General features: G+C 70.5%; 15 protein-coding genes. 10 read left to right on the top strand and 5 right to left on the bottom strand.

Going from position 1 to position 22,130, the window contains the following annotated elements; translation table 11 throughout:
• Nucleotides 1-75: 75 nt before the first annotated feature.
• Together ACTWP9_RS06345 and cimA are read left to right on the top strand one after the other, a co-directional pair.
• Complete coding sequence (locus ACTWP9_RS06345) at nucleotides 76-1,722, top strand: alkaline phosphatase D family protein (RefSeq protein ID WP_443244982.1); 1,647 nt, start codon at nucleotides 76-78, stop codon at nucleotides 1,720-1,722.
• A gap of 330 nt (nucleotides 1,723-2,052) precedes the next feature.
• Nucleotides 2,053-3,657, top strand: coding sequence for a citramalate synthase (cimA, locus tag ACTWP9_RS06340; protein ID WP_443244981.1), 1,605 nt, complete (start codon nucleotides 2,053-2,055; stop codon nucleotides 3,655-3,657).
• Nucleotides 3,658-3,762: 105 nt separating this feature from the next.
• Here cimA and ACTWP9_RS06335 read toward each other — a convergent pair whose 3' ends face one another.
• From ACTWP9_RS06335 to ureA, 4 genes are all read right to left on the bottom strand, one after another.
• On the bottom strand, nucleotides 3,763-4,392 hold the full coding sequence (locus tag ACTWP9_RS06335) for a TetR/AcrR family transcriptional regulator (RefSeq protein WP_443244980.1): 630 nt from the start codon (nucleotides 4,390-4,392) through the stop codon (nucleotides 3,763-3,765).
• Between the two features lie 62 nt (nucleotides 4,393-4,454).
• A complete protein-coding gene (locus ACTWP9_RS06330) occupies nucleotides 4,455-5,492 on the bottom strand; it encodes an agmatine deiminase family protein (protein ID WP_443244979.1) in 1,038 nt (345 codons plus the stop codon).
• Between the two features lie 40 nt (nucleotides 5,493-5,532).
• Nucleotides 5,533-7,236 (bottom strand): urease subunit alpha, encoded by a 1,704-nt coding sequence (locus ACTWP9_RS06325; protein WP_443244978.1) that lies wholly within the window; start codon nucleotides 7,234-7,236, stop codon nucleotides 5,533-5,535.
• Nucleotides 7,233-7,964 carry an urease subunit gamma gene (gene ureA / locus ACTWP9_RS06320; protein WP_443244977.1) on the bottom strand — a complete coding sequence of 244 codons (732 nt, stop codon included), beginning with the start codon at nucleotides 7,962-7,964 and terminating at the stop codon, nucleotides 7,233-7,235. Before ureA ends, ACTWP9_RS06325 begins: the two co-directional genes overlap by 4 nt.
• A gap of 181 nt (nucleotides 7,965-8,145) precedes the next feature.
• Here ureA and ACTWP9_RS06315 point away from each other — a divergent pair, with 181 nt between their 5' ends.
• From ACTWP9_RS06315 to ACTWP9_RS06305, 3 genes are all read left to right on the top strand, one after another.
• A complete protein-coding gene (locus ACTWP9_RS06315) occupies nucleotides 8,146-9,621 on the top strand; it encodes a cytosine permease (RefSeq protein ID WP_443244976.1) in 1,476 nt (491 codons plus the stop codon).
• Between the two features lie 238 nt (nucleotides 9,622-9,859).
• Nucleotides 9,860-11,500, top strand: a complete 1,641-nt coding sequence (locus ACTWP9_RS06310) for an acyl-CoA carboxylase subunit beta (protein ID WP_443244975.1) — start codon at nucleotides 9,860-9,862, stop codon at nucleotides 11,498-11,500.
• Between the two features lie 11 nt (nucleotides 11,501-11,511).
• The gene (locus ACTWP9_RS06305; protein WP_443244974.1) at nucleotides 11,512-11,769 is read left to right on the top strand and encodes an acyl-CoA carboxylase epsilon subunit; all 258 of its coding nucleotides are present in this window, start codon (nucleotides 11,512-11,514) and stop codon (nucleotides 11,767-11,769) included.
• A 257-nt stretch (nucleotides 11,770-12,026) separates the two neighbouring features.
• Here the strand turns inward: ACTWP9_RS06305 and ACTWP9_RS06300 are convergent, their stop codons facing one another.
• Nucleotides 12,027-12,215 (bottom strand): hypothetical protein, encoded by a 189-nt coding sequence (locus ACTWP9_RS06300; protein WP_443244973.1) that lies wholly within the window; start codon nucleotides 12,213-12,215, stop codon nucleotides 12,027-12,029.
• A 561-nt stretch (nucleotides 12,216-12,776) separates the two neighbouring features.
• Between ACTWP9_RS06300 and ACTWP9_RS06295 the strand changes: the two genes are divergently transcribed.
• From ACTWP9_RS06295 to ACTWP9_RS06275, 5 genes are all read left to right on the top strand, one after another.
• Entirely contained in the window at nucleotides 12,777-16,889 is a 4,113-nt protein-coding gene (locus tag ACTWP9_RS06295) for a nitrate- and nitrite sensing domain-containing protein (RefSeq protein ID WP_443244972.1), read from the top strand.
• Between the two features lie 9 nt (nucleotides 16,890-16,898).
• The gene (locus ACTWP9_RS06290) at nucleotides 16,899-17,312 is read left to right on the top strand and encodes a roadblock/LC7 domain-containing protein (RefSeq protein WP_443244971.1); all 414 of its coding nucleotides are present in this window, start codon (nucleotides 16,899-16,901) and stop codon (nucleotides 17,310-17,312) included.
• A gap of 67 nt (nucleotides 17,313-17,379) precedes the next feature.
• Complete coding sequence (locus ACTWP9_RS06285; RefSeq protein ID WP_443244970.1) at nucleotides 17,380-17,793, top strand: DUF742 domain-containing protein; 414 nt, start codon at nucleotides 17,380-17,382, stop codon at nucleotides 17,791-17,793.
• Between the two features lie 58 nt (nucleotides 17,794-17,851).
• Complete coding sequence (locus ACTWP9_RS06280; protein WP_443244969.1) at nucleotides 17,852-18,445, top strand: GTP-binding protein; 594 nt, start codon at nucleotides 17,852-17,854, stop codon at nucleotides 18,443-18,445.
• Between the two features lie 387 nt (nucleotides 18,446-18,832).
• Nucleotides 18,833-22,126 carry a nitrate- and nitrite sensing domain-containing protein gene (locus ACTWP9_RS06275; protein ID WP_443244968.1) on the top strand — a complete coding sequence of 1,098 codons (3,294 nt, stop codon included), beginning with the start codon at nucleotides 18,833-18,835 and terminating at the stop codon, nucleotides 22,124-22,126.
• Nucleotides 22,127-22,130 lie beyond the last annotated feature (4 nt).

The raw sequence follows: 22,130 nt of genomic DNA, 5'->3' as shown, positions 1-22,130 counted from the left end.
CGTAGTTGAAGGGCCTTTCGGCAGCGCTGTCATGACGGTGTCATCGACTGCCTCCCGGGAGGGCCGACATCCACAATGCCGCGTCATGAGACGAGCCAGCAGGATCAGGAGAGTCAGCAGGAGCTCAGACAAGCGGCGGCGGCATGGGGCCGCCGCCGCTTGCTGACCGTCACGGGCGCCGCAGCGGTGCTCGCCTTCACCACCAACCTCCCGGGCAGCGCCCAGGCTGCCGAGGCGGACGCACGAACGGCCGTCCGCGCCGATCCGTTCACGCTGGGCGTCGCCTCCGGTGACCCGCTGCCCGACTCCGTCGTGCTGTGGACCCGGCTCGCACCCAAGCCGTACGAGTCCGGCGGAGGGCTGCCGAAGGAGCGGATCACCGTCGAGTGGGAGATCGCCCACGACAACCGCTTCAGCCGCATCGTGCGCCGGGGCAGCTCCACCGCGCACCCCGAGCTGAACCACGCGGTGCATGTGGAGGCCGGGGGCCTGGACGCCGACCGCGTGTACTACTACCGCTTCCGCGCCGGCAAGTGGCTCAGTCCGGTGGGCCGCACCCGTACAGCACCCGCGTTCGGTGCCGACCTCAACGAGCTGCGGCTGGCCGCCGTCTCCTGCCAGGCGTACCACGACGGCTACTTCACGGCGCACCGCCACGTCGCAGAGGAGGACGTGGACCTGGTCTTCCACCTCGGCGACTATCTGTACGAGTACGCAGTCAACGCGCAGGGCGGGGCCCGCGCCTACACCGACCGCCAGCTGCCGGCCGTCTTCAACAAGGAGATGGTCTCGCTGGAGGACTACCGGCTGCGGTACGCGCTCTACAAGTCGGACCCCGACCTGATGGCCGCACACGCCGCACACCCGTTCCTCGTCACCTGGGACGACCACGAGACGGAGAACAACTACGCGGACGACATCCCCGAGAACGGCGGCTCCTCCCAGGAGTTCCTGGTGCGCAGGGCCGCCGCCTACCGCGCGTACTGGGAAAACCTGCCGCTGCGCAAGCCCCAGCGGCCCAAGGGCCCCGATATGCAGCTCTACCGCAGGGTGAAGTTCGGCAAGCTCGCCCAGTTCGACATCCTCGACACCCGCCAGTACCGCTCCGACCAGGCGTACGGCGACGGCTGGCAACAGCCGGGCCCCGAGTCCACCGATCCCTCGCGCACCATGACCGGCGCGGCGCAGGAGCGCTGGCTGCTCGACGGGTGGCGGTCCTCGGATGCCGTCTGGAACCTCGTTCCGCAGCAGGTCACCTTCTCCGAGCGGCGCAGCGACAGCAGCGACGCCTACAAGCTCAGCATGGACGCCTGGGACGGGGCACCGGCCGCCCGCGAGCGGCTGCTGGCAGGTGCCGAGGCCGCCGGGATCGAGAACCTGATGGTGCTCACCGGGGACGTGCACCGGGCGTACGCGTACGACATCAAGCGTGACTTCGGCGATCAGAAGTCCCGCACCATGGGCACCGAGATCGTGGCCACCTCCATCAGCAGCGGCAAGGACGGCGTGGACAGGGTCGCTAACTGGAACAGCTATACGAGCGCCAACCCGCATCTGAAGTTCTACAACGGCCATCGCGGCTATGTGACCGTGCGGCTCGACAAGCAGCAGGGCCGCGCGGACTTCCGTACGGTCGCCGTTGTCACCAAGCCCGGGGCGCCGGTCGGCACCGCCGCGTCCTTCGTCACCGAGGTCGGCAAGCAGGGGCTGCACGAGGTGTGAGGTCCCGCCCCGCAGGACCGCCTGAACGGGGCGTTTTCGCATCGTGAGACAGGAGGGGGCACGGGGGTTGTTGTGTGCAAGACTCCCTCCGTGCCCTCGTTCGTCATGATTATTGGCAGCAGGCGCGCCGGTCCGCAGTGACCGACTGCCGTGGAAAATCCCGTACGGCAGCGGACACCGTGCCCCAGACCCGCGCGCAGACCTCTCGCACCCGCGAGGGGTTTTTTCGTTTTCCGGCCCACCCGGCCCGAAAACGGAGGCGCGAGGGATGATGGGGGCAAGTGGAGCGCTTCCTTCCGCAACCACTGAACCCAGCAGGAGCCATCAGCCATGACCCCCGACGACAGTTTTCATGTCTTCGACACCACCCTGCGTGACGGAGCACAGCGCGAGGGCATCAACCTGACCGTTGCCGACAAGCTGACCATTGCCCGGCACCTGGACGAGTACGGTGTCGGCTTCATCGAGGGCGGCTGGCCCGGCGCCAACCCGCGTGACACCGAGTTCTTCGCCCGCGCCCCGAAAGAGATCGACTTCCAGCACGCCCAGCTCGTCGCGTTCGGCTCCACCCGCAGGGCAGGTGTCCCCGCGCAGATCGACCCGCAGGTCAAGGCGCTGCTCGACTCCAAGGCACCGGTTGTCACGCTCGTCGCCAAGGCGCACGACCGCCATGTGGAGCTGGCCCTGCGCACCACGCTGGAGGAGAACCTGTCGATGATCTCCGAGACGGTCGGCCACCTGCGGGAGCACGGCCGCCGCGTCTTCGTCGACTGCGAGCACTTCTTCGACGGCTACCAGGCCAATCCCGACTACGCCAAGCAGGTCGTCCGCACCGCGCACGAGGCAGGCGCCGACGTGGTGGTGCTCTGCGACACCAACGGCGGCATGATCCCCGCGCAGATCCAGGCCGTCGTCCGTACCGTCGCCGCCGACACCGGCGCCCGGCTCGGTATCCACGCGCAGGACGACACCGGCTGCGCCGTCGCCAACACGCTGGCCGCCGTGGACGGTGGCGCCACCCATGTGCAGTGCACCGCCAACGGCTACGGCGAGCGCGTCGGCAACGCCAACCTCTTCCCCGTCGTCGCCGCGCTGGAGCTCAAGTACGGCAAGCACGTATTGCCCGAGGGTGCGCTGGCCGAGACGACCCGGATCTCGCACGCCATCGCCGAGGTCGTCAATCTGACCCCCTCCACCCACCAGCCCTACGTCGGCACCTCGGCGTTCGCCCACAAGGGCGGGCTGCACGCCTCCGCGATCAAGATCGACCCGGACCTCTACCAGCACATCGACCCCGAACTCGTCGGCAACACCATGCGGATGCTGGTCTCCGACATGGCAGGACGTGCCTCCGTCGAGCTCAAGGGCAAGGAGCTGGGCTACGACCTGAGCGGCGACCGCGAACTGGTCGGCCGGGTCGTGGAGCGCGTCAAGGAGCAGGAGCTCAAGGGCTACACGTACGAGGCCGCTGACGCCTCCTTCGAGCTGCTGCTCCGCGACGAGGTGCACGGCGGAGCGGCAGGGACCGCGCCCCGGTTCTTCCGCGCGGAGTCCTGGCGCGCCATCGTCGAGCAGCGGCCCGACGGGATGCAGGTCAACGAGGCGACGGTCAAGCTGTGGGCCAAGGGCGAGCGCATCGTCGTCACCGGCGAGGGCAACGGCCCCGTCGATGCGCTGGACCGGGCGCTGCGGGCCGGACTGGAGCGCATCCACCCCGAGCTGGCGAAGCTGAACCTGGTGGACTACAAGGTCCGCATCCTGGAGGGCGCACACGGCACCTCGTCCACCACGCGGGTGCTGCTGTCGATGAGCGACGGCAGCGGGGAGTGGACCACGGTCGGCGTCGGGGACAACGTCATCGCCGCCTCCTGGCAGGCCCTGGACGACGGCTACACCTACGGGCTGCTGCGCGCCGGGGTCGAGGCGCACGATTAGGGGGCCGTCGCTGCTGGTGAGGGGGTGCCCCTGGCTGCCGTCCGCAGGCTGCGGGTTTCGCCGTGGCCGATCGCGCAGTTCCCCGCGCCCCTGACGGGGGCGCGGCTAGTCGCTGCCCGGCGTGAGGGACTCGTCGAAGTGGTCGCGGACGTGGCCCAGGACCAGTTCCCTGTCGACCCCGGGCAGCCCCACCACCAGGTGGGTGCCGAAGCCGTCGAGGAGGGCGCGGGTGCGGGTGGCGAACCGGTCGGCGTCGACCGCCGCGAACTCGCCCCGGGTCATGCCCTCCACCAGCAGCGCCACCAGGTCCCGGTGCCAGCTCAGCTCCAGTTCGAGCTGGCGGGCGCGCACCTCGTCGTCGCCAGACTGCGAGCGGTTCCACACCTCCAGCCACAGCGCCCAGTGCGGGTCCCGGTGGCCGACCGGCAGATAGAGCTCCACCAGCGCGTCCAGCCGCTCGCGGGCCGGTATCCGGCGGGCCAGCGCGGCGCGCCGCTCGGCGCCCAGCTGCTCCTCGCTCCACTGGAGGGTCTGCAGCAGCAGCTCGTCCTTGGTCTTGAAGTAGTAGACGAGATGGCCGCTGCTCATGCCGACCTCGCGGCCGAGCGCGGCCATCGTCAGCCGGTCCAGGCCGCGGTCGGCGATCATCTCCATGGCGGTGGCCAGCAGCCGCTCCCTGGGCTGCGCCGCGCGCCGACGACTCCCCTGGCGCTTGTCCTCAGCCTCTGTGACCACCGCTGTCCTTCCGAAACCCGTGCGCCCTACGGCCGCCGACCGTTCAGCCTAGCCGGGGCTGTTCAAACCCGGGGCTGCTGCTGCGTGATGCAGTGGATGCCGCCGCCGGCCGCGAACACCGTACGCGCGTCCACGAGCGTGACCGTGCGGCGGGGGAAGAGGCGGCGGAAGATGCCCGCGGCGTGTTCGTCGCGCGGGTCGGCGAAGCCGCACAGCACCACGCCGCCGTTGCACAGATAGTGGTTGACGTAGGAGTAGTCGACCGGTTCGCCGTCCGCGGTGTTCGTCACCGTCGGTGCGGGCAGCTCGACCACCTCCAGCTGCCTGCCCCGCGCGTCGGTGGCTGCGCGCAGCAGCTTCACCGTCTCCTTGCACAGGTCGTGGTCGGGGTGCACGGGATCGGGCTGGGTGTGCGCGACGACCACGCCGGGCGCTGCGAACGCGGCCACCAGGTCGACATGGCCGCGGGTGCCGTACGTGCCGTAGTCGGCGGTCAGTCCGCGCGGCAGCCAGATGGCCTTGCGGGTGCCGAGCCGCGCGTGGATCTCGGCCTCGACCTCCTCGTGCGTCCAGCCGGGGTTGCGCTCCCGGCCCAGCTGCACGGTTTCGGTGAGCAGCACCGTGCCCTCGCCGTCGACATGGATGCCGCCGCCCTCGTTGACCAGCCGCGAGGAGTGCACGGGAGCCCCCGCCTGTCCGGCGACATACGCGCCGATCAGCTTGTCCTGCTCCCAGCGCGCCCAGGGCTGGGCGCCCCAGCCGTTGAACGTCCAGTCCACCGCGGCCAGTCGGCCGCCCTCGGTGACGAAGGTGGGGCCGATGTCGCGCATCCACGCATCGTCCAGCGGCTGCCCGATCACCTCGATCTCGGGGCCGAGCGCCCTGCGCGCCTCCAGTACGTCGTCCGGACCGGCCACCACGGTCACCGGCTCGAAACGGCGTACGGCGCGGGCCACCGACGCCCATGCGGTACGCGCCTCGGCCAGCACCTCCGCGTCCTCGAACGTCGGGTTGGAGCCGGGCCACGCCATCCAGGTGCGCTCGTGCGGTGCCCACTCGGGCGGCATGTGCGGGGCGGCGTCGGGCGTGCGGTTGCTCATGGGAGGGCGATTCCTTGGGTGTTCGGGGTGTTCGGGGATGTCAGAGGAAGTAGAGGCGGTTGAGCGAGACGCTCTCGGCCGGGTCGGAGCGCAGTGGCTCGCCGTCCAGCGTCACCAGACCGGTGCGCTGGTCGACCTCCACGGTGCCCAGCCGCGCGTTGTGCACCAGGTCGGCCGGACCGATTCCGCGGGTGCCGCGGACGGCCACCCGGCGGCGCCGCGTCGGCAGCGTGTCGCCGCCCCGCTCCACGGCGGCCTGCGACACGAAGGCGACGGACAGTTCGGCGGGCGCCCCGCCATGGGCGCCGAACAGCGGGCCCAGCACCAGGGGTTCGCTGGTGTCGGTCGCGGCGTTCGGGTCGCCGGTGACGCCCCAGGCGGGGAAACCGGACTTGAGGACCAGCTGCGGCTTGGCGCCGAAGTAGGCGGGGTGCCACAGCACGATGTCGGCCAGCTTGCCCGGCTCCAGCGAGCCGATCTCGTGCGAGAGCCCGTGTGCGAGGGCCGGGTTGAGGGTGAGCTTGGCGATGTAGCGCAGCACACGCGCGTTGTCGTCCGCGCCGGCGTTCGGGAGCTGCGCCGCGTCCTCCAGCTCGCCCCGCTCCGCCTTGAGCTTGGCCGCCATCTGGAACGTACGCCGCACCGTCTCGCCCGCGCGGCCCATGCCCTGCGCGTCGGAGGAGGTGATGCCGATGGCGCCCAGGTCGTGCAGTACGTCCTCGGCGCCCATGGTGCCCGCGCGGATCCGGTCGCGGGCCATGGCCGCGTCCCCGGGCAGGTCCGTCTTGAGGTCGTGCACCGAGACGATCATCCCGTAGTGCTCGGCGACGGCGTCCCGGCCGAACGGCAGCGTGGGGTTGGTCGAGGAGCCGATGACATTGGGTACGCCCGCCATCCGCAGCACATTGGGTACGTGGCCGCCGCCGCAGCCCTCGATATGGAAGGCATGGATGGTGCGGCCCTCCAGCACCGCGAGGGTGTCCTCCACGGCCAGCGCCTCGTTCAGCCCGTCGCTGTGCAGCGCGACCTGTACGTCGTACTCCTCGGCCACCCGCAGAGCGGTGTCCAGCGCACGGTGGTGAGCGCCCATGTCCTCGTGCACCTTGAAGCCGCAGGCGCCGCCCTCGGCGAGGGCCTCCACCAGCGGGGCGGGGTGCGAGGAGGAACCGCGGCCCAGGAAGCCGATGTTGACCGGCCAGGCGTCGAACGCGGAGAACGCGTGCCCCAGCGCCCAGGGCGAGTTGACGCCCACGCCCCACACGGGCCCGAACTCCTGGCCGATGATGGTGGTGACTCCGGAGGAGAGCGACGCCTCCATGATGCGCGGGGACAGCAGATGGACATGGGTGTCCACGGCGCCCGCGGTGGCGATCAGCCCCTCGCCGGAGACGATCGAGGTGCCGGTGCCCACGACGACGTCTACGCCGTCGACGGTGTCGGGGTTGCCGGCCCGGCCGATCGCGTGGATCCGGCCCTCGCGGATACCGACGGACACCTTGCGGATGCCCTGCACGGCGTCGATGACCAGCACATTGCTGATCACCACATCGCAGGTCTCGCGGACGGCTGCCGCCTTCAGATGCAGCCCGTCGCGGGCCGTCTTGCCGAACCCGGCCAGGAACTCGTTCCCCGGCTGCTGGGAGTCGGACTCGACGCGGACGACGAGCCCGGTGTCGCCCAGCCGCACCCGGTCACCGGCACGCGGTCCGTGTACGGCCGCGTACTCGCGTGCGTCCACGCTCATGACTGACCCTCCTGGTCGCTGACGGTGGGCTCGGCGCCCAGATATCCGCAGGCCGCAGCACGTCGTAGCGCCTCCGCGCGGGCTCCGGGCGCGTCCAGGGGACCGTCCACCAGACCGGCGAAGCCGATGGCCACCCGGTCGCCGCCCAGCGGGACGAGACCCACCTCGGCGGTGCCGCCGGGATCGAAGCGCACCGAGGAGCCGGCGGGTACGGCCGGCCGCATCCCGTAGGCGGCGGCCCGGTCGAAGTCCAGCCGGGGGTTGGCCTCGAAGAAATGGAAGTGCGAGGTGACGCTGACCGGTACCTCGGCGGTGTTGCGGACGGTCAGCGACAGCGCGGGCGGCTGCGGCGCGTACGCCTGGTCCGTGCCGTCCCCGGGCGCGGCCGGCAGCACGGCGCCGGGAGCCTGCTCGGGTGCGCCGGCCGTCCGGACGGGGGAGGGGATCACCGCGAGCCGGGAGCCGTCGTCGAAGACGGCCTCCACCTGGATCTCGGTCAGCACCTCGGCCACGCCGGGCAGTACGTCATCGGGGCCCAGCACCGCGCGTCCCGCCTCGATCGCCTCGGCGAGCCGGAGCCCGTCGCGGGCCGCCTCACAGACGGTGTCGGCGATGAGCGCCGTGGCCTCCGGCACGTTGAGCCGCAGCCCTCTGGCCCGTCTGGCTCGCGCCAGCTCGGCCGTGCCGAAGATCAGCAGGCGGTCCCGCTCGGTCGGACCCAGCCGCACGTCTTCCACCTTCCGGTAGCGATGTATGTGTCCCGTTGTGTATTGCTGTATGCCCGGCCAGCATTTAGAGCAACGCTCAAATAGTCAAGTCTTTGCATCGCACCATTGACCCTGCTGCTACTGATGCCTCAGATTGAGCGCTGCTCAAATAAATGCCGACCCCACCCCGACAGGGAGCACCATGCAGATCGAGCAGCACGGCGTCGATGTGATACCCGAGGCGGAGCGCACGGGCCGCCCGCGCGACATCGTCAGCTTTCTCATCGGATCGAACCTGGCACTCGGCGTCGTCATCTTCGGCTGGCTGCCGGTCTCCTTCGGGCTGGGCTTCTGGCCCGCCGTCTCCTCACTCCTGGTGGGCACCCTGATCGGCACGGCGCTGGTCGCCCCGCTCGCGCTGGTCTCGCTGCGTACCGCGACCAACCTCTCGACCAGCAGCGGCGCCCAGTTCGGCGTCCGCGGCAGACTGCTGGGCTCGGTGATCGGGCTGCTGCTCTCGCTCGGCTACACCGCGCTCACCCTGTGGGTCGGCGGGGATGCGATGGTCGGCTCGCTCTCCCGGCTCTTCGGGATGCCCGACTCGGCCGCGGGGTACGCACTCGTCTACGCCGTGCTCGCGGTGTGCACCGCCGTGTGCGCCGTGTACGGCTACAAGCTGCTGCTCCGGCTGAGCCGGATCCTCGCCATCGGCATGACCGCGCTGCTGATCGTCGGCCTGTTCGCGTACGCGCCGCACTTCACCACCCAGGCACCCGCCGGGACCGAGTACCTGCTCGGCGACTTCTGGACGACTTGGCTGCTGTCCGTGGTGGCGGCCGGGCTCAGCGGACCGATCGCCTTCATCACCCTGCTGGGCGACTACACCCGCTACATGTCGCCCGCCCGGCACTCCTCCCGCCGCGTCTACCTCACCACCTGTGCCGGGCTGGTCGCCGGACTGCTGATCCCCCAGCTCTTCGGCACCTTCACCGCGGTCGCCGTCGACGCCGCCACGGATTACGCGGGGCCGCTGGTCGAGCAGGCGCCGTTCTGGTTCCTGGTGCCGCTGCTGCTGGCCGCCTCGTTCGGCTCGATCGGCAACGCGGGGCTGATGCTCTACTCGATGGGGCTCGACCTGGACGCCATCGTTCCGCGTACCACCCGGACCAAGGCCACCTACACCGTGGCGGCCCTCGCGACAGCGCTCGTCTACCTCGGCCACTTCGTGTGGGACGCGCAGGACGCGATGACGTCCTTCGTGCTGCTGCTGACCGCCGTGGGCGCCCCCTGGGCCGCGATCGTGCTGATCGGGCACGCGCGCTGCCGGGGCGTCTACGACGCGGAGGCGCTTCAGGTCCTCAACCGCCGCTCGATCGGGGGCCGTTACTGGTACACCGCCGGCTGGAACCTCCGCGCCACGGTGGCCTGGGCCATCGGCTCCTGCGTCGGGCTGCTGGCCGTCGACACCCCCCTCTACACCGGCCCCCTCGTCCCCCGTCTGGGCGGCTTCGACCTCAGCTTCCTGCTCGCGTCCGCGGTGACGGCTGTCGCTTTCCTCCTTGTGACGGCGAACGAACGGACCGCGCTCTTCGCCGCCGTGGGGGCACCTTCCGGACCGGGCCCGGAGGAGGCGCCGGGGCACGATGTGGAGAGTCCGGCTGCTGTGCGACAGCCTTGAACGGCGCGCCACCAGGCAAGGCACCCCTACGGTGGGCAGACCGGCGCCCGCCGTACGCAGAGCCTCAACGGGAGGGGGCTGTGGAAATCCCACAGCCCCCTCCGCTGTGCAATGAGAGGGTTCCCCCTCGGCCGGCCCCGGCCACCCATGGTTCTGTCCAGCGCTGCCATGAATCGGCCGCGGAGACTGTACGAATCTGACGACGGTGATCGGCGCTGCAGTTTCGTAGGGTCTATACATGACCGATCTGTCCCAGCCGTCGTCCCAGACCGAGCAGGCCGACCAGGCCGAGCCCGAGTCGCCCGGCTCACCCGGCTCCGTACCGGCGCAGGACACCCGTGGGCGCGTCGCCGAGCTGCACGCGATCCGTGCACAGGCGTACCAGGGCCCCAGCGAGCGGGCGACCGAGGCACAGCACGCCAAGGGCAAGCTGACAGCGCGGGAGCGCATCGACCTGCTCCTGGACGAGGGCAGCTTCCGCGAGATCGAGCCGCTGCGCCGGCACCGCGCCACCGGCTTCGGACTGGAGGAGAAGAAGCCGTACACCGACGGTGTGATCACCGGCTGGGGCACCGTGCACGGCCGGACGGTCTTCGTCTACGCGCACGACTTCCGGATCTTCGGCGGAGCACTGGGCGAGGCCCACGCCACCAAGATCCATAAGCTGATGGACAAGGCGATCGCGGCGGGTGCGCCGCTGGTCTCCCTCAACGACGGCGCGGGCGCCCGTATTCAGGAAGGTGTCGCGGCGCTGGCCGGTTACGGCGGCATCTTCCAGCGGAACACCAAGGCGTCCGGTGTCATCCCGCAGATCAGCGTGATGCTCGGCCCCTGCGCCGGCGGCGCTGCCTACAGCCCGGCGCTGACCGACTTCGTCTTCATGGTCCGCGACACCTCGCAGATGTTCATCACCGGGCCCGACGTGGTGCAGGCGGTGACCGGTGCCGAGGTGAGCCAGGACGGCCTGGGCGGCGCCGATGTGCACGCGGCGACCTCCGGCGTGGCGCACTTCGCCTACGACGACGAGGAGACCTGCCTGGAGGAGGTCCGCTACCTCCTCTCCCTGCTGCCGCAGAACAACCGCGAGAACCCGCCCGCCGAACCCACCGCCGACCCTGCCGACCGGCGCGGTGAGGCGCTGCTGGACCTGGTGCCCGCCGACGGCAACCGGCCGTACGACATGCGCAAGGTCATCGAGGAGCTTGTCGACGACGGTGACTTCCTCGAGGTGCACGAGCGCTGGGCGACCAACATCATCTGCGCGCTGGCGCGGATGGACGGCGAGGTCGTCGGCATCGTCGCCAACCAGCCGCAGTCGCTCGCCGGAGTGCTGGACATCGAGGCCAGCGAGAAGGCGGCACGCTTCGTGCAGATGTGTGACGCCTTCAACATCCCGATCCTCACCCTGCTGGACGTGCCGGGCTTCCTCCCCGGCGTCGACCAGGAGCACGGCGGCATCATCCGGCACGGCGCCAAGCTGCTGTACGCCTACTGCAACGCCACCGTGCCGCGGATCTCCGTCGTCCTGCGCAAGGCGTACGGCGGCGCGTACATCGTCATGGACAGCCAGTCCATCGGCGCCGACCTGACCTTTGCCTGGCCCACCAACGAGATCGCGGTGATGGGCGCCGAGGGCGCCGCCAACGTCATCTTCCGCAAGCAGATCGCGGCGGCCGACGACCCCGAGGCCATGCGCGTCCGCATGGTCAAGGAGTACAAGGCCGAACTGATGCACCCCTACTACGCCGCCGAGCGCGGCCTGGTGGACGACGTCATCGACCCGGTCGAGACCCGTGAGGTCCTCATCCGGTCCCTCGCGATGCTGCGCAGCAAGCACGCCGACCTGCCGTCGCGCAAGCACGGCAACCCCCCGCAGTGATGGGAGCACAGATGAACGAGACCCCTGAGGAGCCCGGCAGTACGGCCCCGCTGAGCGCCGAGGCGAACAGCGTGGTGCGCGTGGAGAAGGGCCAGGCGAACGCGGAGGAGCTGGCCGCGGTCACCGCGCTGCTCCTCGCCCGCGCCGCCGCCTCCACCCGCGCCGGGCACTCCCGGACCTCCGCGCGCCGTGGGCGCCCGACCAAGGCGGGGTGGCGCCGGCTGGAGCGCCAGCACGGCTTCCGCGCCCCGCACAGCTGGCAGGGCTGAGACCCAACGGCCGGGTCAGGGACGGCTGGAGGCAGGAGAGACGGAAGAGGCGCGTGCGGAACCCTGGGGCAGGGTTCCGCACGCGCCTCTGTGTTTCGCGCCGCTGCGCCACTGAGAGCTGCTGTGCTTCGAAAAGCTGCTGTGCTTCGGATCGCTGTTGTGCTTCCGCTGTCCTCCAGCTCGGAGAGCCGTTGTCCTTCGGGAGAGCAGGCCGAGGGTGAGAAGCCTCGGGAGAGCAGGGCGCGAAGGGCGAGAACTCAGCTCGCCGGGGCGTCCACCAGTACGGTCCGGCGGGGGTTGGCCGTCCGCTCCGGCAGGGTGCCTTCCATCTCCGCCGCCTCATGAGCGGCAACCGTTGCGGTTGTGAGCTCGTCGGCGTCCGTCAGATGTGCCAGGGTGGTGCGCTGCGGATTGGCTATGTTCCGCATGGTCAGCGTGGAGTTCACTGGTGCCCTTACCTCGCTCGGCTTGTCATTTCAATGTGCTATGTAAATGCCGAGAGTAGGCGCGCTATTCCCCGCAGCAACGTGATCTAGGCAACGACTGGCATGTGAGTTTGCTCACGAGCCCGTTACCAAAACAGACATAAGTAATCGTTGAATCCGGCAGCGTAATCGGACACGGCGGGCGAAGAGGGGCAATACGTGCGCTCTGTCGGGTACTTGGACGTGGTGCGCAGCTGTCCGTACCGGGGTGTCCGATCAGTAAAAATCCGGCATTCCGCTTTGCTCTTTCCACTCTGAGTAAGCGTCCGCGTGCGCTCGGTTACCGACACTCAAGGGTTATCCACAGCCCTTGTTGGAGATCCGGCACTGTGCTGGAATTCCACGGACCGCCGCAGGACGAAACAGACCGGAGCGCGTCGGCGCACGCGAGCGGCGCCGCGCGACGGTGATGAGGGGACGCGCCGGTCATCACGACCGCCATGGGGGCCTTGGACCCCCACGACTCGATACCGTCCCGCCGTCGCGAGCGGGGGGACGCCTGGTCCAGAGGTTGCGACGCTAGTGCAGGGACGTTTCAAGAGGGATGGCAGCGCTGAGGGAGCCCCGGAGGCGCAAGGCTCGGCCGACCGCGGTTCCCAGCCCCAGCGTGCCCAGGACGACGGGCCCGCGGGTGGTGAGCAGGGCACGCCCTCGGGCAAGCAGGTGAGCACCGGGAACGGCGCCGGAAAGGGCAAGTCCGGCAAGACCGGCAAGGGCAACAAGCAGGGCAAGTCCGGCAAGGGTGACGCCGCGGCCAAGGGCAAGGACTCGTCCGAGGGCCCCGATCTCGGGCCCCGCGTAGCCCTGCGCAACTGGCGCATCAGCACGCGCCTCGTCTCCCTCCTGGCTCTCCCCGTGATCGCCGCTACCACGCTCGGTGGTATGCGGATCTCCGGCTCGCTGCAGAACGTCGACCAGCTCGACTACATGAAGCGCCTGACCGAGATGACGGAGCAGGCCACCAACCTGGCAGCGGCGCTTCAGGACGAGCGGGACAAGTCGGCCGGCCCGCTGGTGAGCACCGGCAACGAGAAGGACGACCTCGTCGTCGCGCCCCGGGAGCGGACCGACCAGGCTTTCAAGTCCTTCCAGAAGGCCACCGGCGACATCGACGGCAGCGACAAGACGATGGCGGGCGTCCAGTCCACCGTCCTGGACATCGTCCGTCAGCTCGGCGCGATCAACACGATCCGCGAGCGCGCCTACGAGAACCCCGACAACGTCTCGCAGACGGTCAACGCCTACAACCAGCTCATCGAGTCGCTCCTCTCCCTCTCGCAGGACATGGCGCAGGCGACCAGCAACTCGGAGATGATCCGCAGCACCCGCGCGCTGGCCGCGTTCTCCAGCGCCAAGGAGTACGCCTCCATGCAGCGCGCGATCATCTCCGCGGGCCTGGCCCACGAGCCCAACCCCAAGCTCTCCGAGAACGACCGGCTCTACGCCCGGACCGCCACCGACAGTGAGGGCGCGGAGCTCGACAGCTTCAGCCAGATCTACGGGGACAAGGCATCCAACACGCTCCTCAAGCCGATCAGCGGCGGCGACGTCAACGTCCAGCTGGCCGACAACTACCGCGAGCGGATGCTGCACAGCCCGGACGCGATCAGGAAGCAGAAGCGCACCTTCGTCGACTGGATGGACCAGGACGCGTCCAAGATCGACAGCATGGAGAAGATCGAGCGCACGCTGCTGGAGAAGATGGAGCAGCAGGCGCGCGAGCTGCGCTCCGAAGCCCAGCGCGAGGCGCTGATCAGCGGTGCGCTCATCCTGCTGGTCCTTGGTATCTCGCTGGTCGGCGCGTTCGTCGTGGCGCGCTCCATGGTCCGCTCGCTGCGCCGTCTCCAGGACACGGCGCAGGAAGTCGCCCGCAAGCGGCTGCCCGAGCTGGTCAAGCAGATGTCCGAGGCCGAGCCGCAGGACGTGGACACCTCCGTCGAGTCCGTCGGTGTCCACAGCCGGGACGAGATCGGCAAGGTGGCCGCGGCCTTCGACGACGTCCACCGCGAGGCCGTCCGCCTCGCCGGTGAGCAGGCGCTGCTGCGAGGGAACGTCAACGCGATGTTCACCAACCTCTCGCGGCGCAGCCAGGGCCTGATCCAGCGTCAGCTTTCGCTCATCTCGGAACTGGAGTCCCGCGAGGCCGACCCGGACCAGCTCTCCTCGCTCTTCAAGCTCGACCACCTCGCCACCCGCATGCGCCGCAACGGCGAGAACCTGCTGGTTCTCGCCGGTGAGGAGCCCGGCCGCCGCTGGACGCGCCCCGTCCCGCTGGTCGACGTGCTCCGCGCCGCCGCCTCCGAGGTGGAGCAGTACGAACGCATCGAGCTCAACTCCGTGCCGGCCACCGAGGTCGCGGGCCGCGTCGTCAACGACCTCGTCCACCTGCTCGCCGAGCTGCTGGAGAATGCCACTTCGTTCTCCTCCCCGCAGACCAAGGTCAAGGTCACCGGTCACGCCCTGCCCGACGGGCGGGTGCTCATCGAGATCCATGACACCGGCATCGGGCTGTCCCCGGAGGACCTGTCCGCGATCAACGAGCGGCTGGCCAACCCGCCGACGGTGGACGTCTCCGTCTCCCGCCGCATGGGCCTGTTCGTGGTCGGCCGGCTCTCCCTGCGGCACGGCATCCGCATCCAGTTGCGCCCCTCCGACTCCGGTGGCACGACCGCGCTGGTCATGCTGCCCGTCGACGTCGCACAGGGCGCCCAGGCAATGAAGGCCCGGCCCGGCGTGGGCACGCCCGGCGGCCAGGGCGGGCCGCCGCCCCCGCAGACCCGGGGCGGCAGCAAGGGCGGCAACCTCGCCGCTGCGCTGCAGCGCGGCCCGCAGAACGGCGGACCGGGTGCGCCGGGCCAGGGCCCCGGCGCTGGTGCCGGCCTCGGCGCGGGCGAGTCCTCGCGTATGGGCGCACTGCCTGCCCGCAGCCAGGACGCGGGTGGCGCACGGCCCGCGCTGCCCGCCCGCGACGGCAGCCGCCCCCAGCCCGGCTCCGGCGGCAGCGCCGTCAACTTCTTCGGCGCCCCGCCCAACCCGGCCCGCCCGGGCCAGGCCCCGCCCGGCCCCGGTAACGGCGCCAACCCGCCGGCGCCCAACCGCAACCAGGGCGGCCCCACGCCCCAACTCCCCGGTGCCCCCTCGACCCCGCGCCCCCAGCCCTCCACCGGCACGGGCCAGTTCGCCCTGCCCCAGTCGGGCAGCCCCGCGGACACGGGCGAGTACACCCGTCCCGGCGGACCGCAGGAGGGCCCCGGCAGCACGGGCCAGTTCCCGCAGATCGGTCAGGGGAGCCCTGCCGATACGGGGCAGTTCGCGCAGCCCGGTTCCCAGAGCGGTTCGTCCGCCACGGGCGAGTACGCGTACCCCGGTTCACCCTCGGAGGGTCCGGGCAGCACGAGCGAGATTCCCCGCATCACCCCGGACGGCCCGGCCGGTACGGGCCAGTTCCCGCAGATCGGTCAGGGCGGCCCTGCCGATACGGGGCAGTTCGCACAGCCCGGTTCCCAGGGCGGCCCCTCCGGTACGGGGCAGTTCGCGCTGCCGCAGTCGGGCGGTCCGGGCCCCTCGGAGACGGGGGAGTACGCGCGTCCGGGCTCGCCGTCGGAGGGTCCGGGCAGCACCAGCGAGATTCCCCGCATCACCCCGGACGGCCCCGCTGACACCGGCGAGTACGCGCAGTCCGGCAGCCCCGACGGGCCCGGGAACACCGGGCAGTTCGCCCGCCCGCAGGCGGGCGGCGGCCCCGGCGACACCGGCCAGTTCGCCCGTCCCTCCTTCGATGGCGCCGCACCGGGCCGCCCCTCGGACGGGGAGAACCGCCCGAGTTGGGCCCGTCCCGAGCAGGGCCCCGGCGACGAGGACGCTCCGCGCGGTCACGACGAGCCCGAAGGCACCGGCGAGTACACCCACCCCGGATACCCGGGCGCCGACCCCGCGCTGCCGGGCCAGGACGGTTCCCGTACCCAGCCGGGTGACCCGTCCGAGGGCATACCCTCCGTCCCGCCGGCCCCGGCGGACGCTCCGACGCCGATCTTCGCGTCCATCGAGTCCAACTGGTTCCGCGACCCCGGCCAGCCGGAGCCGGGCGGGGCAGCCCCGCAGTCGCCCGCGCAGCCGCATCCGGGCCCGGCGGAGCAGGCGCCCGTCGCCGACCCGGAGAGCACCGGCGCCGGTTCGGGACCCAGCACCGACCCAGGCCCAGGCGGCAGCGGTCCCGGGGGGCAGCCTGCCCAGGCACCCGCTCCGCGCCCGGGGCAGCCGGCCTCGGCAGTCCCGCCCCTGCCCCAGCGTCAGGCGGCGCCGGGCACCGCGGGCAGCACGGGCCAGGGCGGTGCCGCGTCCGACGCCGGCTGGGGAGCCTCACCCAACGACGAGCGCTGGCGGCGTGCCGAACAGCTTCGCCAGCCCGCAGCCGGCGGCGTGACCACCTCGGGTCTGCCGCGCCGCGTGCCCCGCGCCAACCTGGTCGCGGGCACCGCGCAGCAGCAGTCCTCCGCACAGTCCGGTCCCCAGGTCTCCCGCGCGCCCGATGACGTGCGTGGTCGGCTGACCAATCTCCGCCGCGGTATCCAGCAGGGCCGACAGGCCGGTACGGACAACCGCGGCGCAGGTCCCACCTATCAGCAGGAGCGTTAGTTGAGTCCGATGAGCCAGGCTGCGCAGAATCTGAACTGGTTGATCACCAACTTCGTGGAGAACACCCCCGGGGTGTCACACACGGTGGTGGTCTCCGCCGACGGCCTGCTTCTGGCCATGTCGGAGGGATTCCCGCGCGACCGCGCCGATCAACTGGCAGCGGTTGCGTCGGGGCTCACTTCGCTGACGGCGGGCGCTTCCCGCATTTTCGAGGGTGGTGGGGTCAACCAGACAGTGGTGGAAATGGAGAGAGGATTTCTCTTCATCATGTCCATCTCCGACGGCTCCTCGCTCGCCGTTCTCGCCCACCCGGAAGCGGACATCGGCCTCGTCGGCTACGAGATGGCGCTCCTGGTGGACCGTGCAGGAAGCGTACTCACCCCCGACGTACGTGCGGAACTCCAGGGAAGCATTCTCAACTGATCATCACGCTCCCCCCACCTGAGCACCACAGTCCGTTCGCCGACCCCATGCCTCGCTCGGAGGAGCCATGACCCCGCCGCCCGCTTCACACGATCCGTACGGTGTGCACAATTCCCATGCGCCGTACGGCGTCGAGGGCGACCAGCCACTGGTGCGTCCGTACGCCATGACGGGCGGCCGCACCCGGCCGCGCTACCAGCTCGCCATCGAGGCCCTGGTGAGCAGCAACGCGGACCCGATGCAACTGCAGGGGCTGCTGCCGGAGCACCAGCGGATCTGCCACCTGTGCCGGGAGGTCAAATCGGTCGCGGAGATCTCCGCACTGCTCGCCATCCCGCTGGGAGTGGCCCGCATTCTCGTCGCCGACCTCGCCGAGGCCGGGATGGTGGCCATCCACCAGCCGGGCAGCGCCTCGGACCCGGGCGGCGCCCCCGACGTGACGCTGCTGGAAAGGGTGCTCAGTGGACTTCGTAAGCTCTAGCCCGCAGATGGACCCCGCCGGGCGGCAGCCGGCCCAGCCGGTGGGGCCGATGGGTTCCATGGGACAGGCCGGCCAGCAGGGCTACGGGACGCCTGCGGCCGGGCGGGCCACCACCTCCGCGAAGATCGTGGTGGCCGGTGGATTCGGCGTGGGCAAGACGACCTTCGTCGGTGCGGTCTCGGAGATCAACCCGCTGCGCACCGAGGCCGTGATGACCTCCGCCTCGGCCGGTATCGACGACCTGAGCCACACCACGGGGAAGACCACCACCACGGTGGCCATGGACTTCGGCCGTATCACCCTCGACGACGATCTGATCCTGTATCTGTTCGGTACGCCGGGTCAGGACCGGTTCTGGTTCATGTGGGACGACCTGGTGCGTGGTGCCATCGGTGCGGTGGTTCTGGTGGACACCCGCCGGCTGGCGGACTGTTTCCCGGCGGTGGACTACTTCGAGAACAGCGGGCTGCCGTTCGTCATCGCCCTCAACGGCTTCGACGGCCACCAGCCCTACTCGCCGGAGGAAGTCCGCGAAGCCCTCCAGATCGGCCCCGACACCCCGATCATCATCACGGACGCCCGCCACCGGGCCGAGGCCAAGAGCGGTCTGATCACCCTGGTGGAACACGCGCTGCTGGCCCGCCTCAAGTAGCGCGGCCGAAGCTCCCACCAGCGGCGGCGCAGCGCTACGACCGGCCGCTGCGCAACGTGGGACCCCACCGGGGGGAGGCTGTGTTTTTCGCCATGCCCCGGAATCATGACGGCCTCACGTTCATAACGTTTCGACAGAGAATTACGTCCACGTGAACACGCCGGGCGCGCGGAACGTCTCACTCTGCGTACGAATCCCGGGCTATTTGCCGCCGCACGGCCCCAATGCCCGTTTTTCCGTGGACCGGTTTCCTCGTCTTTCCTCGCCCTCCGTAATGCGCCAACTGTTTGGAGGGAGCGGTCGTGACGTGCTGGAATTCCCTGAACTCAGCAGTAGCGCAGGCGCAAGCTGTCAGGGGGCGCCGCGCACCGAGAGGTGAGAAGTCGAGTGAGGCGAACGACCAGGGGTACGTCGGGACCGGCACGAGAGGGTTCCGAACAACAGGGCTCTGTGGGCTCGAGGGGTAACTTCACCCCGCCGCAGCGTCCTGCCGCGCCGCGTGGCCCGCATGCCTCGGCCCTCCAGCAGCCGCCGCCCGTTTCCGGCAGCGGCAGCCGGTGGTCGGCGCGCAACTGGCGCGTCCCCACCCGGCTGAACGCGATCCTGCTCATACCCGTGCTCGTCGCCCTCGTCTTCGGCGGCTTCAAGGTCGAATCCGACGTCTCCGCCTGGCAGGACGCCAAGGAAGCCCAGCGTACGGCCGAACTGGTCGAGGCAGCAGCCGATTACGGCAACGCCCTCATCGACGAGCGCGACCGCACTGCCGAGCCGCTTCTCAAGGGGCACAAGAACGACCCCGCGGTCCGGAAGGCCCGCGTCGCGACCGACCGGGCCGCCAGGGAGTTCAAGAGCGCCGCCTCCCATCTTCCGGACAACCCGGGCCTCAAGCGCCGGCTCGCCGCATTCGAGAAGGTCGAGCCCCGGCTGCCGGTGCTGCGCGAGTCCGCGTACACCAAGGACCTGCCCGGCGTGAAGACCGAAGAGGGCTACGTCACCATCCAGCACCCGCTGATGGAGTTCGCCAACGAGCTCGGGCTGGGCACCGGGAACGTCACCTCCTACGGCCGTACCGTCTACGCCATCTCGCTGGCCAAGGCCGCCGAGTCCCTCCAGCGGTCGCTGGGCACCCATCTGATGGTGAAGCCCGGGCCGTCCCGCAAGGACAAGGAGGCCCAGCGCACCGCGCTGGCCTCGTACCACTACCTGGAGCGCATCGCACTGGGCGAGTACAGCTCCGGCGGGCGCCCCGCGGACGTGCGACTGCTCAAGGACGAGGCCGCCAAGGCCGAGGCCGCGGGCCGCAAGCAGGCCCAGGCGGCCAAGGAGGCCGCGGCGGCGAAGGGCCGCAAGTTCGTTCCTCCGCCCTCCATGGGCAAGATGGTGACGGCCATCGGCTCCGGCGCCGGGCCCCGTGAGCTGCGGGCCAAGGGCATCACCACCGAGACCTATTTCGCCACCTCCACCGGCGCCTTCGACGCCTACCGGGCCGTCGAGTCGAAGCTGACGCGGAACGCGGTCGAGGAGACCGAGCGGATCGCCTCCGACGCCCGTAGGAACGCGCTGGTGAACTCGGCGATCGTGCTGGTCGCCCTGCTGCTGGCGTTCGTCATCGCCGGCCGGATGGCCCGCTCGATGAGCCGCAGCATGCGCTCGCTGCGCACCGCTGCCTTCGACGTTGCCCAGCAGCGGCTGCCGATGCTGGTCGACCAGCTCTCGCGGACCGAGCCGGGCCGCGTGGACACCCGCGTCCAGCCCATCCCGATCACCAGCAGTGACGAGATCGGCGAGGTGGCCCGCGCCTTCGACCAGGTGCACCGCGAGGCCGTGCGGCTCGCCGCCGAGCAGGCGCTGCTGCGCGGGAACGTCAATGCGATCTTCACCAACCTCTCCCGCCGCAACCAGGGCCTCATCGAGCGCCAGCTGGAGCTGGTGACGGAGATGGAGAACAGCGAGGCGGACCCGGACCAGCTGGAGAAGCTGTTCCGGATGGACCACCTGGCCACCCGGATGCGCCGCAACGGCGAGAACCTGCTGGTCCTCGCCGGCGAGGAGCCGGGCCGTCGGTGGACGGAGCCGGTGCCGCTCGTCGACATCCTGCGCGCCGCCTCCTCCGAAGTGGAGCACTACGCGCGTATCGAGGTCAGCGGCATCCCCGAGACGGAGATCCACGGGCAGGTCGTCAACGACCTGGTCCACCTGCTCGCCGAGCTGCTGGAGAACGCGGCGTCGTTCTCCTCGCCGCAGAGCAAGGTGCGGGTCACCGCGACCCGGCTGCCGGACGGCCGGATGATGATCGAGATCCATGACAAGGGCATCGGGCTGACCGCCGAGGACTTCGCGGACATCAACCACAAGCTGGCCAACCCGCCGACGGTGGATGTCGCCGTCTCCCAGCGCATGGGCCTGTTCGTGGTGGGCCGCCTCGCCGACCGGCACGGCATCCGCGTCCAGCTGCGCCCCTCCGGCGAGCAGGCGGGCACCACCTCGCTGGTGATGCTGCCCGACGCCATCACGCACGGCGGGGGAGGGGAGGAGGACTCCTCCGAGGAGGACTTCACCGTCTCCCGTATCGTCCCCGAACAGCCCCGCGAGCCGAACGCGTTGGATTCCCGCTCGGCCGCCGAGCTGGGCTTCGACGACTCGCGCTACGGCTCCGGCGACCAGTCCTTGCCCCTCGGCTCCGTCAGCCGCTCCCGGTTCCGCGAGGAGCGCCGCGCAGCGCTGGAGGCGCCGCAGTCCCAGCAAGCGCAGCCGCAGCAACACCAACCCCAGCAGGCCGAGCCACCACAGCCCCCTCGGGAGCCACGGCAGGACGCCTACCCGCAGGGCCAACAGCCGTACGACACCGCGCAGGGACAGCCGTACGACGCATATGCGCAAGGCGGCCCGTACCAGCAGCAGGGCGATCAGTACCAGCAGCCGGCCGACCCGTATCAGCAGGGGTACGAGCAGACCGGTGAGATCGCCGCGCAGCAGTACACCGGCGGCTACGACGCGGGATACGACCAGGGGTACGGACAGTCCTACGGCAGTTCCGCAACACAGCAGCCCCACGAGATCTCCACGACCGGCACCGGGGAGTACGAGCAGCAGCGGCTGCAGCCCCAACAACCAGTGCACGAGGGCCAGTACACGTCGCAGCAGCCGGAAGCGGAATCTTCTTCCGGCGTTCCCCAGGGGGACGCTGAGCGTGTAGGTTTCGACCGTCCGGGTTCCCTCCCGAACAGCCGTCGCACCACCACCGAAGCGGGCCTCCCGCGACGTGACCCGGGGCGACAGCAGCAGGACGGGGAGCCGGAAGCGCAGCACCAGGCCCCCGTGCAGGGTTGGGAAGCCCCGGCCGAGGAGTCCGCGGGGCAGCCGTCGCAGGAGGAAACCGGAACCCACCGGTGGAGCGAGAACGACGAACGCTGGAACAGGGCGGGGCAGTTGCGTGCCCCGCAGTCCGGCGGTGTCACCTCGTCCGGACTGCCGCGCCGGGTGCCCAGGGCCAATCTGGTCGAGGGTGCCGCGGAAGACAGCCGACAGGGTGGCCCCTCGGTCTCGCGCGCGCCCGAGGACGTGCGCGGGAGACTGAGCAACCTGCACCGCGGCGTCCGCCAGGGGCGCACGGCGGGCGACGGCAACCAGAATGACCGACAGGGCTTCGGCCCCGGCAGCACCTACGATCAGGAGCGTTAGTGTG

It is taken from the genome of Streptomyces sp. 3N207, assembly GCF_052246355.1.
Taxonomy (GTDB): domain Bacteria; phylum Actinomycetota; class Actinomycetes; order Streptomycetales; family Streptomycetaceae; genus Streptomyces.
This window is presented reverse-complemented; position numbering and strand designations above follow the sequence as displayed.